Raw genomic sequence first — 13,566 nt, forward strand, 5'->3', positions numbered from 1 at the left:
ATCACTATCGCCTGACCGAGGCGATCTGTTACCACCGGACTACTCTGCTGGAAGTTGCACCATTGAAGCGGGAGAGCAGATGCGGTTCGGGATCCTGGGGCCCCTGCGGGTGGGCGGTGGCGAGTCCACTGTCACCGCCGGGCGCGACCGGATCGTGCTCGCCATGCTGTTGCTGCGGGCCGGCCGGCTGGTGCCCGTCGAGGAGTTGGTCGACGCGGTCTGGGAGGACCGCCCGCCGGCCACCGCCCGGGCCCAGCTACAGACCTGCGTGTCGCGGTTGCGCCGCCGGTTCACCGAGCTGGGACTGGCACCGGACCTCATCGTCACCGACCCGGCCGGGTACGGCGTGCGTACCGGAACAACCGACCTGGACGCCGAGGTCTTCACCCGGGGCGTGGAGGCGGCCCGAGCCGCCGCCACGGCCGGTCGCCTCGTCGACGCCCGTGCCGAATTCCGCGCTGCCCTGGCGTTGTGGCGCGGGCCGGCGCTCGGCGGGATCCCGAGCCGGAGCGTCCGCCGTCGTGCCCAGGCACTCGACGAGCAGCGCCTCACCGCCCTGGAGGAGTGCGTCGACGTCGAGCTGCGCATCGGGCAGGCTGCGGAGCTCATCGAGGAGTTGGCGGAGAGCGTCGACCGGCACCCGTTGCGGGAGCGGCTGCGCGGCCAACTGATGCTGGCGCTGTCCGCTGTCGGGCGGCAGGCCGACGCGCTCGCCGTCTACCGGGAGGGCCGGCGGTTCTACGCCGACGAGTTGGGCATCGAGCCGGGCGTCGAGTTGCAGGAGCTGCACCAGCGGGTGCTCGCCGGTGACCTGGCCATGGCCGGCCGACCGGCCGGACCCGCCGGAGCGGTCCGCTCGCTGCCTCGAGCGATCGGGGACTTCGTCGGTCGGCAGGAGACCGTGGCCCGCCTGGTCAAGGAGATCGAGGAGGACGGCACCCGCATCCAGGTGGTCGACGGGATGCCGGGAAGCGGCAAGACCACGCTTGCCGTACACGTCGCCAGCGCGCTCGCCGACCGCTATCCCGACGCCCAGCTCTTCATCGACCTGCACGGGCACAGCGAACGTCGGCCGTTGACACCCGCGACCGCTGTGGCGGCCCTGCTCCGTCAGCTCGGTGTGCCGGCCGAACGGGTGCCGGAAAACCTGGACGACCGGCTGGCGCTCTGGCGAATCGAGCTGGCCGGCCGGCGGGCTCTGGTGGTGCTGGACAACGCGGCCAGCGCCGACCAGGTGGCGCCCCTGCTGCCCAACGGCTCGCACTGCCTGGTGCTCATCACCAGTCGTCGTCGGCTGGTCGGGCTCGACGAGGGCCGGCCGTCGTCGCTGCCGGTCCTCGACGCCGACGAGGCGATCGAACTGCTCGGTCGGGTGGCCGGCATGGAGCGGATCGCCGCCGAACCGGAAGCCGCGGCCGAGGTGGCGCGCCGCTGCGGCCACCTACCCCTCGCCATCCGTCTGGCCGGCGCGCGGCTGGCACACCGGCCTCGCTGGCAGGTCGCCGACCTCGCCGAGCGGCTGGTCGCCGGGGCGGGCCCGCTGGCCGAGCTGACCGCGGGGCAACGTTCGGTCGGGCAGGCGTTCGCCCTGTCGTACGCGCAGATCTCACCGTCGGCGCAGCGGCTGTTCCCGCTGCTCGGCCTGTACCCGAGCGGACGCCTGGACAGTCGGGTGGCCGCGGCCCTCGCCGGGCTGCCCCTGACCGACACCCAGGAACTGTTGGACGAGCTGGTCGACGTCCACCTGGTGGAGGAGGTGCAGCCCGGTCGGTACCGGTTACACGATCTACTCCGGGAGTACGCCCGGCTGCTGCTCGCCGCGCCGGAACGGCAGCCGGAGCGCCGCGCCGCCCTGGAGCGGCTGCTGGACCATCACCTGTCCGTCACGTTGGCGATCGCCCGGATGCTCGAGGCGGCGGGCAGTCGCCGCAGCATCCCCGCGCACACGCCCGGCCGACCCGATCTGCTGGCCGCCCCGGTGTTCGAGGGGCGGGCGTGGTTCGAGGAGAACCACGCCGGTCTCACCGCCCTGGTCCGGGTGGCCGAGGAGGAGGACTTTCCGGTTCAGTGCTGGCAGTTGGCCCGGGCCTGCTGGCGGCTCAACTTCGACGGTGGGCACCTCGATGAGCTGATCGAGACCCACACGATCGGGCTTCGTGTCGCCGAGCGGCTGGGCGACGAGGCGGCCATCGCCACCATGTTGAACTACGTCTCCTCGGCGTACTTCCGACTGGCCCGGCTTCCGGAGGCGATCAGAGCGATGGAGGTGGCGCTCAGTCTGCGCCGCCGCATCGGGCTACGCGGCGATCTGCTCACCACACTCTGGAACCTGGGCGTCTCGTACGCCGCGAACGGCGACCTGCGGCAGGCTGAGGTGAAGTTCGACGAGGCGTTCGGCCTGATCCGGGGTCCGGAGGACGCAGACGCGCTGACCAATCTGTTGAACAACCGGTCCTACACGTTGATCGGCTGGGGTCGGTACGACGAGGCGTTGCGCCTGGCCCGGCTGCACCTCCTGCTGGCCCGGCAGACAAAGGACCTCCGGCAGACCAACAACGCGATGGGGCACCTCGCCATGGTCCGGCACCGGATGGGTGACCTGGGCCCGGCCCGCCGTCTGCTGCGGTCGGCGCTGTACCTCAAACGGCTGGGTGGAAATCGGTTCGGCGAGGGCGAGGTGCTCAACGAGATCGCCGTGATGGAACGCGTCGCCGGACAGCCGGATCGTGCCGCAGCCCTGCACCGGGAAGCGCTGGTGGCGATGGTGGACGCCGGCGACCGGATCGGACAGTGTGCCTCCCGGAATCTGCTGGCCCGGGCGATGCTGGAGCAGGGTGACGCCGTTAGCGCGCTCGACCTGCACCGTCGGGTGCTCGCCGCCGCCATCCGGCTCGGCGCCCGCTACGAGAAGGCCCGGGCGTTGGAGGGCATCGCCCGCTGCGTACGGGCCACCGATCCGGCGGCGGCCCGCGCGCACCTGGAGCAGGCGCTGGCGCTGTTCCGGCAGATCGAGTCGCCGGACCAGCACGAGGTGGAACGGCTGCTCACCGAGTTGGGCTGACGGATCATCTGCGAGTCGGCCACGGGCGCGGCAGGATGGTACGCGTGACGACTCCAGAGGCGACCGGTTACCGCATCGAACGCGACTCGATGGGCGAGGTGGAGGTGCCCGCCGAGGCGCTGTGGCGGGCGCAGACCCAGCGTGCGGTGCAGAATTTCCCGATTTCCGGCCGGGGCCTCGAACCGGCCCAGATCAAGGCCCTCGCGCAGATCAAGGGCGCGGCTGCCGAGGTCAACGGCGAGCTGGGCGTGATCGACGCCAACGTGGCCGCCGCCATCGCCGCCGCCGCCGCGCACGTGGCCGACGGTGGTTACGACGACCAGTTCCCGGTGGACGTGTTCCAGACCGGCTCGGGCACCTCGTCGAACATGAACACCAACGAGGTGATCGCGACACTGGCGAGCCGTGAGCTGGGCTCGCCGGTGCACCCGAACGACCACGTCAACGCCTCCCAGTCGAGCAACGACGTCTTCCCGTCCTCGATCCATCTGGCGGCCACCCAGTTCATCGTCGAAGACCTGCTGCCGTCGCTGGCGCACCTGGCGTCGGCATTGGAGGCCAAGGCCACCGAGTTCGAGACGGTGGTCAAGGCCGGGCGTACCCACCTGATGGACGCCACCCCGGTCACCCTCGGCCAGGAGTTCGGCGGGTACGCCGCCCAGGTCCGATACGGGATCGAACGGCTGGAGGGCGCGCTGCCCCGACTGGCTGAGCTGCCGCTGGGCGGCACCGCCGTCGGCACCGGAATCAACACCCCGCTCGGCTTCGCCGCCGCCGTGATCGACAAGCTGTGTGAATCGACCGGGTTGCCGCTGAGCGAGGCGCGTAACCACTTCGAGGCGCAGGGCGCGCGGGACGCGCTGGTGGAGACCTCGGGGCAGCTGCGGACCGTGGCGATCGGCCTCTACAAGATCGCCAACGACATCCGCTGGATGGGTTCCGGCCCTCGCGCCGGTCTGCGCGAACTGCGCATCCCGGACCTCCAGCCCGGCTCGTCGATCATGCCGGGCAAGGTCAACCCGGTGGTCGCCGAGGCGATGCGGCAGGTCTGCGCCCAGGTGATCGGCAACGACGCGACCGTCGGGTTCGCCGGTTCACAGGGCGACTTCGAGCTGAACGTGATGCTCCCGGTGATGGGCCGCAACCTGCTGGAGTCGATCCGGCTGCTCTCCGCGGTGAGCCGGCTCTTCGCCGACCGGCTGGTGGTCGGCCTGGTCGCGGACGCCGAGGTCTGTCTGGCGTACGCCGAGGGCTCACCGTCGATCGTCACCCCACTCAACCGCTACCTGGGGTACGACGAGGCCGCGTCGATCGCCAAGGAGGCGCTGGCCAAGCAGACCTCGATCCGCGAGGTGGTCATCTCCCGGGGCCACGTCGACTCCGGCAAGCTCACCGAGACTCAGCTCGACGAGACGTTGGACCTGCTGCGGATGACCCACCCCTGACCCGACTCGCCCCGACCTGCTCGGCGCCGACCGGCCTCGTCCTGCTGCGGTCTTCCCTGGTCAGGGTAGGTGTCGTGGTCTCGCCCAGCCGAGGAAGCGGGTGAAGAGCGCGGCGGGGTCCGGGCCGTCGTGCGGGTTGAGTCGGTACAGGTCGGCAGCGGCCTCGTGCAGTACCGCGCACAGATAGACGCTCAACCCGATCCGGTCGTGCGCGTACTCCTGGCACAGTGTGAGTCGGGCGACCGGGCAGGGCCAGGGCGCGGCGCAGACCCGGCAGAGCCAGAGCGGGCGCAGCGGCAGGTGCTGTCGACGTGGCGTCGTCGCGCGGTTGTCCGGGGCGATCCGGGACATGCTGAGGCCTTCCGTGAGAGGCCGGGCCGGGCCGGGCCGGGCCGGGCTGGGCCGGGCTGGGCCGGGCTGGGCCGGGCTGGGCTGCGCTGGGCCGGGCTGCGCCAGGCTGGGCTGCGTCGATCTTGCAGTTGTGGTTGCTGACATGGGTGCGATGTCCCTTGTGTCGGCGCAGAAAGTGCAAGATCGCGGAGTGAAGACGGCCTGGTTTCGGCGATCATGGATTTGTGGTGCCCGGCTTGGCATCTTTCGGGCGTTCTGTTGCCCACCACGACTCCATGATCGGCGGGGCGGCGCGCGGGAGCTCGCGGGGATGGGCGATTTGTGTGGTGCCGGCAGATCCCGGCGAGGGCTGAGAGTGGTGGGGCGCCGCGCTTCACAGTCTGGTGATCAGGCGACTACGGTCGGAAGGGTTTGGCCGCGTCGTCATAGTCGCCCTGTTCTGGGTGGCACTGCCGCTGGCGGCCGGCTGGAGATGATCGTCGGCGGGGTGGAGGGCGGGCACGGCATGGCCGATGGACAGATGACGGCGGCGGCGTTCCTGATCGCTGAGCTACGGCGGGCACGGGCTCGGCGCGGCTGGAGTCAGGACGAGCTGGCCAAGGCGGTCAACTACTCGGCGTCGATGGTCAGCGCCGTCGAGCTGGGTCAGCAGCCGCCCACCGCCAAGTACCTGGAACTCGTCGACCGCGCCCTGGACACCGGCGGCCTCTTCGGTCGGATGTCCACCGAACTGGTCAGCCTGGACAAGGCCCAGGTCTGGCTGCGCGGCTGGCGTGCGATTCTCGCTGAGGCGCGGGCGCTGCGATGGTTCGACCCGTTACACGTCCCCGGGCTGCTGCAAACCGAAGGCTATGCCCGTGCCATCTTCGAGTCGGACCGACTGCTCGACACCGATGAGGTCGAGCGTCGGCTGACGGACCGGATGGACAGCCAGCGGGTCCTCTACGGGGATCGCCCGCCGCACGTAGTCGCGGTCCTTGACGAGTCGGTGCTGAGGCGACGCGTCGGCGGCCGGAAGGTCATGTGCGAGCAGTCTCTGCACCTGGCGCGCTTGGCGACCGAGCATCCGCGGGTCCAGCTCCATGTGGTGCCTCGCTCGGCCGAGGAGTATCCCGGCTTGAACGGGCCATTCATTCTCGCCACCGTGGCCGACCATAGCGATCTCGCCTACCTTGGTGGCCAGATCGGCGGTCAGGAACTCGATCGGCCTGCGGATCTGTTACGTCTACAACGGACCTGGGAAGCTACCCTCGGGCAGGCGTTGCCACCGCAGGAGTCGATCGAGTTGCTGAGGGAAGTGGCAGAGTCGTGGAGTTGACCCGTGCCCGGTGGCGTAAAAGCAGTCGGAGTGGTTCCAACGATCAGTGCGTCGAGGTGGCGACGAATCTTGGCGAGGTCGTCGGGGTGCGAGACAGCAAGGACTCGGACGGGCCCGTGCTCGTTGTCGACGCGTACTCCTGGCGGCTCTTCGTGGTCGCGCCCCCGCGCTGACGCGACCGCCTCGCCCGCGACGGCGGTCGGGGTTCCGCGCACCTGGCCCGGATAACAGCTCGACGGGGTCTTGAGCAGGACGGATGATCCGGGCTATGGGTGACGATGGCGCGGGTGTGCCGGCGGGGACCGAGCGGCTGCGGTTGCGGCGGCTGACCATGGCCGACGTGGACGCGCTGGTCGAGTTGGACAGCGACCCCGAGGTGATGCGTTTCCTCAACGGTGGCGTGGCGACTCCGCCGGCCACAGTGCGCGACGAGCAGTTGCCGAGGCTGCTGGCCCAGTACGACAGGCATCCCGGGCTGGGTCGGTGGGCGGCGCATGATCGGGAGTCCGGCGAGTTCCTGGGCTGGTTCGCGTTGGACCCGTCGGCGGACGGGACGGAGGCCGAGTTGGGCTACCGGCTGCGCCGCTCGACGTGGGGGCGAGGGTTGGCCACCGAGGGATCGCGTTCGCTGGTCCGGTACGCCTTCGACATCGTCGGGGTGCGTCGGGTCTGGGCCGAGACGATGACGGTCAACGAGCGCTCCCAGCGGGTGATGGTGAAGGCCGGGCTGCACCACGTGCGGACCTTCCACCTCCAGTGGGACCACCCGATTCCGGGCACCGAGCAGGGCGAGGTGGAGTACGAGGTGCGGGCCGAGGAGTGGGCGATCGTCGGTCAGGACTGGCCGGCGGCCCGGCGGGCGCGGTAGGCGGTCACCGCCGCGCGGTTGCCGCAGCCGGCCTCGCAGAACCGTCGGGACCGGTTGCGGGACAGGTCGACGACCACGTTGTCGCAGTCCGGGTATTCGCAGATCCGCAGCCGGCTCAGCTCGCCGGTGCGGACCAGGTCGGCCATCGCCATGGCGGCCTCGACAGCGATCCGGGTGGCCAGCGGCGCGTCGCGGGGCACGGCGTGCAGGTGGTACGGCTCGTCGTCGTGCTCGATGAGCTGGGGCAGCGCCTTGTGTTCCAGCAGCAGGCCGTTGACCACCGCGACGATCTCGGGTGGCTCGGCGTACCAGATGCGGCGCAGTTGGGGGCGAAGCTCCCGGACGGCGTGCAGCTCGGCGTCGGTGTGCTCGTGCCGGCCGCTGTAGGAGTAGCGGACGAAGAACGCGTCCAGCGCCGCGATGTCGGGCAGCAACTCGCCGTCCCGACCTGCGGTGTTGACCAGCGCCGCGGCGGCGATCAGCGAACACTCGGTGTCATGAGCGAATAGCAACTTGACTCCTGTCATGGCTTCCGCCTAGCGTCATCAGCACAAGGATAGTTTGCCCATGACACGGTGCCCATTGCGAGGAGCGCGACATGCACTCACGACCTGCTGCCGGCGTCGGGTTGGCGCTGCTCTCCGCAGTCACCTTCGCCACCTCCGGCACCTTCGCGCGATCGCTCATCGAGGCCGGCTGGTCAGCCGAGTCCGCGGTGATCGCCCGCGTCGGCGTGGCCGCCCTGGTGCTGGCGATCCCCGCCCTGCTGTCACTGCGGGGCAAATGGCACGTGCTGCGTAGCAACGCCACGGCCATCGGGCTGTTCGGGCTCCTCGGGGTGGCGCTGGCCCAGGTCTGCTTCTTCAACGCCGTGCGCTACCTGCCGGTCGGTGTCGCGCTGCTGCTGGAATACCTGGGCATCATCCTCGTCGTGGTCTGGATGTGGCTGCGGCACGGGCAGCCGCCCCGCCGGCTCACCGTCGCCGGGTCGGTGGCCGCGTTGGCCGGGCTGGCGTTCGTGCTCGACCTCGCCGGCACCGCCGACTTCCACCCGGTGGGCGTGGTCTGGGGGTTGGGCGCGGCGTTCGGCCTGGCCGGATATTTCGTGCTCGCCGGTCGGGTCGACCCCCGACTGCCCTCGGTCGCCATGGCCAGCGGTGGAATGGCCGTCGGCGCCGCAGTGCTGCTCCTCATCGGGCTGACCGGCCTGCTGCCGCTGCACGCCACCTTCGGCGAGGTCACCTTCGCCGGGCAGCCCACCAGCTGGTTAGTGCCCATCGCCGGGCTGTCGCTGGTGGCCGCCGTCATCGCGTATCTCGCTGGCATCGCCGGCACCCGGATCCTCGGACCCCGCCTGTCGTCGTTCGTCGGGCTGACCGAAGTGCTCTTCGCGGTGCTGATCGCCTGGCTGTTCCTGAACGAGCTGCCCACCGGCTGGCAGTTGTTCGGCGGTGCGCTGATCGTCGCCGGCGTCGCCCTGGTACGCCTCGACGAACTGCGCGGGTCGCCCTCGACGCCCGCGCCGGTCACGCCCGAGCCCGAGTTGGCGCTCGACGGTCGGTGAGGTTCGGCGGTCGTTGTGCCCCCGATGGTCGGCGACTTCGACGGTCGGTGAGGTTCGGCGGTCGGTGAGAGAGTGGGTGTCGTGCTGACCACTGTGGTGTTCGACGCTGACGAAACGCTGTTGGACCTGCGTCCAGCGGTCACGGGCGGGCTGGTGGCGGTGCTCGACGAGATGCGGCGACGCACATCTGCGGCGGCCGGGGTGACGCTCGCCGAACTGGAGTCGGACTGGGGCGTGGTCTTCGGCGAGCTGAAGGCCGCCCCGGTGGTGGAGATCCGGCGCGCCGCACTGGCCCGGTCGCTGGCCCGCGCCGCGCTGGTCGACCACCTGGACGAGATCGCGGACATCTTCTTCGCCCAGCGCTTCGCTCTCACCCGACCGTTTCCGGACGTAGCACCGGCGCTGGCCACGCTTCGCAGCCGGTACACGCTGGGCTTCGCCACCAATGGCAACAGCCGCGCCGAACGGTGCGGGCTCGCCGGCGGGTTCACCTTCGAGCTGTACGCGCACGAGAACGGCCTGCCCAAGAAGCCTGCCCCGGAGTTCTACGCCGCTGTGGTCACGGCGGCCGGGGTGCCAGCCGAGCAGATCGTGTACGTCGGCGACTCGTGGGAGCACGACGTGGTGGCGCCCCAGCGGGCCGGCCTGCGGTCGGTGTGGCTGAACCGGCTCGGCCTGCCACGCCCCCTCGGCTGCCCGCCCGACGCCGAGGTTTCCAGCTTGGCCGAGCTGCCGGCCGCGCTGGCGAATCTGGGTGTCGACGCGGTAGGTGTGTGAGTCGACGCGACCGGTGCGTGTGTCTGTGCTGTCGGTGTCGGGCCGCCCTGTTTCTGCGCGGCCCGTCTCCGTGTGGCCTGTGTGTGAGCGGCCGAGGGGCGGCTCGAACTGGCGGGATTCACTGCCATAACGGGCGCTCAGCTGGCGTAATCCGGATCGTTGTTGTGTGATGGCTGCCACGTCCCTCAACGAGAGGATCCGATGTGGTGAGCAAGCGCTTCACCGCCCGCACTGTCGCGACCGCGGCTGTGCTGGCACTCACGGCTACGGGGTTGGGTGTGCCGGCGAACGCCGCGCCGAGCGACTCCCGCACCTTCACGGTCGTCGCCGAGGATGGCGTCGCCACCGACACGGCCGTCGCCGCGATCCGGGCAGCTGGCGGCACTGTGGTGTCCCGGTCCGACGAGGTCGGCATGTTCCAGGTCAGCAGCGACCGGGCCGACTTCGCGGCCAGGGCGACCGCCGCGCCGACGCTGATCGGCGCCGCCGAGCAGAAGGCCATCGGCCGCAAGCCGAAGCTGGACCGGGTTGAGCAGGAGCACCTCCTGGCCGCTGCCGGTGCTCGTGCCGGTGCTGCCGGTGCTGCCAAGAAGGGCGCCAAGCTCGACCCGCTCGACGACAAGCTGTGGGGCCTGGAGATGATCCGGGCCGACAAGGCCCGCAAGATCGAACCGGGTGACCGTCGGGTGACCGTCGGCGTACTGGACACTGGCGTCGACGCCAGCAACCCGGACATCGCGCCGAACTTCAACTGGTCGCTGTCGCGCAACTTCGCCCCCGACCTGACCGACGTGGACGGCCCCTGCGAGGTGCAGAGCTGCCTCGACCCCGTCGGCACCGACGACGGCGGGCACGGCACCCACGTGGCCGGCACCATCGGCGCCGCGGCCAACGGCTTCGGCCTCTCCGGCGTCGCCCCGAACGTCTCGCTGGTCGAGCTCAAGGGTGGCCAGGACTCCGGCTACTTCTTCCTCGACCCGGTCGTCAACGCCCTGGTCTACGCCGGCCGGTCCGGGATCGACGTGGTCAACATGTCGTTCTACGTCGACCCGTGGCTGTACAACTGCACTGCCAACCCGGCCGACTCGCCCGAGGACCAGGCCGAGCAGCGGGCCATCATCAAGGCGATGAAGCGCGCGCTGATCTTCGCGCACAACAAGGGCGTCACCCTCGTCGGTGCGCTCGGCAACAACAACGAGGACCTGGGCGCCCCGCGCACCGACGTCACGAGCCCCGACTACGGCGCCGACCCGTACCCCCGACCGATCGACAACGAGAGCTGCTGGGACCTGCCCACGGAGGGCCCGCACGTGATCGGTGTGTCGTCGGTTGGCCCGTCCGGCAAGAAGTCGGACTTCTCCAACTACGGCACCGAGCAGATCTCGGTCGCCGCGCCGGGAGGTTGGTTCCGGGACGGCTTCGGCACCGACACCTACCGTACCGACGCCAACATGATCCTCTCCTCGTACCCGAAGCACGTGCTTCAGGAGGAGGAATCGGTCGACGCCGACGGCAACATCGTCGCCGGCTTCGAGAATTCTGTCTTCAAGCAGTGCAAGGCCAACGGTGAGTGCGGCTACTACACGTACCTTCAGGGCACCTCGATGGCGTCCCCGCACGCCGCTGGTGTCGCCGCGCTGATCGTCAGCCGGTACGGCAAGGCGCAGGGTCGGACTGGCTTCGGGATGTCGCCGGACCAGGTCGAGCAGCACCTCTACCGCACGGCCGCCGAGCACGCGTGCCCGGAGCCGCGCCTCCAGCAGTACCGCAACGAGGGCCGGGACGAGACCTACGACGCGTACTGCGCCGGTGGGGTCAACTTCAACGGCTTCTACGGCTACGGGATCGTCGACGCCTACGCGGCGGTGAAGACCCCGCTCAAGCCGAACGCCGGCCCGTAGCGCACATCGCACTACGAAGGTGGCCCAACCGCCACCGCCTTCGGGGTCCGGTCGACACATCGTCGACCGGGCCCTGCGGCCGTCCGGGCACGTTGTCCCCGGCCGCCGCCGCCCGGCACCCATCATGATCGACTCGGTTTCCCGGAAGGCGTGGTGTTGGTGCCTGAAGGATGGCGCGGTTTCCAGGAATCCGAAGTGATCCTGGTCATCTGGACGAACCCTGTCGCCAGCCGCGGCTGACCAGCGCATCGCGTACCTCACGAAGCACCGCCGGGAACTCGCCGTGCAGCCGCCGGCTGGTCACGTGCAGGACCAGCCAACCCGCGCCGACCAGCTGGTTCAGCCGGCGGCGGTCGCGGTGCAGCTGCTCCACGTCGGAGTGCCACTCGCCGTCGTACTCCACCGCCACCCGATATTGCGGCCAGGCCAGGTCGGGGTGCAGAACAACGCCGGTGGGCAGGCGTACCGGATGTTGAACGGCTGGGCGCGGCAGCCCACCCAGCACCAACCGCACGCGTAGGTGTGACTCCGGCGGGGACTCGGCGCCGCCGTGGGCCAGGTCGAACACCCAACGTGCTCGTCGCGCGCCCGGCCGGTCAGCATTGCGGGCAGCCATGGCGGCCAGGGTGTCGCGATCGGCCAGCCCCTGCCCGAGCAGCGAATCGACGATGGCGACCGCCCGGACCGGATCGAGCCAGACAGCTGTCTCCCAGGCGGCCCGGCCGGGGTCTGACCGGGGGACCGGGAGGTCCCGCTCGCTGGACCCGAGCGGTCTGGTCGCCGCCCACCCATCGCCCTGGCCGGCCGCGACCATGCCCCCTGCTCCGACGGACACGATGGCCGGGCGGGACAGGTGCCGTGCTGGGCGTGGTGACATTCCGCCGGCAGGTGGGCGGCTCGCGTCTGGTGGTCGTCTTGTGCCTGCCGGTCGTCGTGTGGTTGGCGCGGCCAGCTCAGGGTTCTTACTCGATTTCAGCGGGATGACGGCGTTGACGTGCACGCGGAGGCCGCGCTGTGGGCCGATCCGCAGCGGTCGGGGCACGAGGACGTGCACATCGTCGGTGAAGCTCGCGGCGTGTTGGACGCCGTGCAGGTAGGCCGCGGACGGGCCGCCGACCACCACTCCGGGCGGTAGTCGGAGGAGAGCGGCGCGACACGCGAGGGCGTGGTCCCGGTCCAGTCGCGAGTCGGCGTAGATGTCGTGGCGCAACCGCACCCAGGCGGAGTTGCGCAACTGATGTTCGGTGAGCAGGCCTTCCCGGACAGCGTCGGAGCCGCGGAAGACCTGCCAGGCCAGGGCATCGGGGCGGTGCGGACGTGGTGGCATGCCGAGCAGCCTGCCGACCGCGCACCGGGCACCGAAACCCCTGTGGACAACCCGGCCTGCGGGTGCCGCCGGACCTGTGGACAACCACGAATCCGCCTGTCGATCGTGCTATGGCAACCGGCCGGATCAGGCCTTCGGGCCGCCGACGGGCGGTGATCCACTCGCGTTTTCGGAAGTCGGGCGGTCACCGGGCTTGGGATGCCGCGACTTCCGTGATCCCGAGTTGACCAAGGCGCGGGGTCAGCTGAGGGCGGTGGTGATTGCTCGGGCGGCGGCCAGCACCTGGGGGCCGAGCGTGTCGACGTCCAGTGGGGCGAGCGCGACCACGCCGACGCTGGCCTCCAGCCCGGGTACGCCGAGCACCGGTGCGGCCACCCCGTACGCCCCGGCCTGCAACTCTCCGCTGCTACTCACCGGCTCAGCCACCCCGGCACGGCCGGCCAGGATCGCCCGGCCGGCCGCTCCCCGGTCCAGTGGATGCCGTGCCCCGGTCCGGTACGCGACGTGGAACGACGTCCAGCTCGGCTCGACCACGGCCAGGGCAACGCCCTCTCCACCTTCGACGACGGTCAGATGTGCTGTCGCGCCGGCCTGCTCGGCGAGGCGGCGTAGCGCGGGCAGCGCACCCTCGGCGAGCAGCGGCTGGGCCCGCCGGGCCAGGTGCAGCAACCCGGCACCGAGGCGCAGTCGACCTTCTCCGTCGCGGCGCAGCATGCCGTGCCCGGTCAGCGCGCTGACCAGCCGGTAGACGGCGGCCCGGCCAATGCCGAGCCGATTCGCGGCCTCGGTGACGGTCAGACCGCCAGAGGCGTCGGCTACCAGGTGCAGCAGTCGCAAACCCCGGTCCAGCGTCTGCGACGTCTCTCCGCCCCGCCCCGCGACCGCGTCGGCCCGCCCCACGCCAGCCTCGGCCGGCCCGAAGGTCGCGTCGGCCGAGCCGGAGGTCGGCCCGAA

Annotated in this window: 12 protein-coding genes; 8 read left to right on the top strand and 4 right to left on the bottom strand. The window is 70.7% G+C overall.

Annotation, left to right across the window (positions count from 1 at the left end):
- Positions 1 to 79 precede the first annotated feature (79 nt).
- Positions 80 to 3,061, top strand: coding sequence for a BTAD domain-containing putative transcriptional regulator (locus ABZS40_RS00850; RefSeq protein WP_354940250.1), 2,982 nt, complete (start codon positions 80 to 82; stop codon positions 3,059 to 3,061).
- Between the two features lie 35 nt (positions 3,062 to 3,096).
- Complete coding sequence (locus tag ABZS40_RS00855; RefSeq protein ID WP_354940253.1) at positions 3,097 to 4,506, top strand: class II fumarate hydratase; 1,410 nt, start codon at positions 3,097 to 3,099, stop codon at positions 4,504 to 4,506.
- Between the two features lie 60 nt (positions 4,507 to 4,566).
- Here the strand turns inward: ABZS40_RS00855 and ABZS40_RS00860 are convergent, their stop codons facing one another.
- The gene (locus ABZS40_RS00860; RefSeq protein WP_354940256.1) at positions 4,567 to 4,857 is read right to left on the bottom strand and encodes a hypothetical protein; all 291 of its coding nucleotides are present in this window, start codon (positions 4,855 to 4,857) and stop codon (positions 4,567 to 4,569) included.
- Positions 4,858 to 5,362: 505 nt separating this feature from the next.
- On the opposite strand from ABZS40_RS00860, the gene ABZS40_RS00865 reads away from it, so the two are divergent.
- The 3 genes from ABZS40_RS00865 to ABZS40_RS00875 all read left to right on the top strand — a co-directional run bounded on the left by ABZS40_RS00865 (position 5,363) and on the right by ABZS40_RS00875 (position 7,043).
- Complete coding sequence (locus ABZS40_RS00865; protein ID WP_354940845.1) at positions 5,363 to 6,175, top strand: helix-turn-helix transcriptional regulator; 813 nt, start codon at positions 5,363 to 5,365, stop codon at positions 6,173 to 6,175.
- Entirely contained in the window at positions 6,166 to 6,348 is a 183-nt protein-coding gene (locus tag ABZS40_RS00870) for a DUF397 domain-containing protein (RefSeq protein WP_354940258.1), read from the top strand. The genes ABZS40_RS00865 and ABZS40_RS00870 overlap by 10 nt, the downstream gene beginning before the upstream one ends.
- Before the next feature lie 95 nt (positions 6,349 to 6,443).
- Entirely contained in the window at positions 6,444 to 7,043 is a 600-nt protein-coding gene (locus ABZS40_RS00875; protein WP_354940261.1) for a GNAT family N-acetyltransferase, read from the top strand.
- Here the strand turns inward: ABZS40_RS00875 and ABZS40_RS00880 are convergent.
- Complete coding sequence (locus tag ABZS40_RS00880) at positions 7,010 to 7,570, bottom strand: CGNR zinc finger domain-containing protein (protein ID WP_354940264.1); 561 nt, start codon at positions 7,568 to 7,570, stop codon at positions 7,010 to 7,012. The genes ABZS40_RS00875 and ABZS40_RS00880 overlap by 34 nt on opposite strands.
- Positions 7,571 to 7,641: 71 nt before the next feature.
- Between ABZS40_RS00880 and ABZS40_RS00885 the strand changes: the two genes are divergently transcribed.
- The 3 genes from ABZS40_RS00885 (at position 7,642) to ABZS40_RS00895 (ending at position 11,285) form a co-directional block, all read left to right on the top strand.
- Positions 7,642 to 8,607: a DMT family transporter gene (locus ABZS40_RS00885; RefSeq protein ID WP_354940267.1), complete on the top strand. Its 966-nt coding sequence runs from the start codon at positions 7,642 to 7,644 to the stop codon at positions 8,605 to 8,607.
- 81 nt (positions 8,608 to 8,688) lie between these two features.
- Positions 8,689 to 9,384: an HAD family hydrolase gene (locus ABZS40_RS00890; protein WP_354940848.1), complete on the top strand. Its 696-nt coding sequence runs from the start codon at positions 8,689 to 8,691 to the stop codon at positions 9,382 to 9,384.
- A gap of 206 nt (positions 9,385 to 9,590) precedes the next feature.
- The gene (locus ABZS40_RS00895; RefSeq protein ID WP_354940270.1) at positions 9,591 to 11,285 is read left to right on the top strand and encodes a S8 family serine peptidase; all 1,695 of its coding nucleotides are present in this window, start codon (positions 9,591 to 9,593) and stop codon (positions 11,283 to 11,285) included.
- Positions 11,286 to 11,490: 205 nt separating this feature from the next.
- Here the strand turns inward: ABZS40_RS00895 and ABZS40_RS00900 are convergent, their stop codons facing one another.
- Both ABZS40_RS00900 and ABZS40_RS00905 read right to left on the bottom strand, forming a co-directional pair.
- Positions 11,491 to 12,612, bottom strand: a complete 1,122-nt coding sequence (locus tag ABZS40_RS00900; RefSeq protein WP_354940273.1) for a hypothetical protein — start codon at positions 12,610 to 12,612, stop codon at positions 11,491 to 11,493.
- A 240-nt stretch (positions 12,613 to 12,852) separates the two neighbouring features.
- Entirely contained in the window at positions 12,853 to 13,512 is a 660-nt protein-coding gene (locus tag ABZS40_RS00905; protein ID WP_354940851.1) for a helix-turn-helix domain-containing protein, read from the bottom strand.
- Positions 13,513 to 13,566: the final 54 nt, after the last annotated feature.

Source organism: Micromonospora sp. NPDC005324 (genome assembly GCF_040607155.1).
GTDB classification, from domain to species: Bacteria; Actinomycetota; Actinomycetes; order Mycobacteriales; family Micromonosporaceae; genus Micromonospora; species Micromonospora trifolii.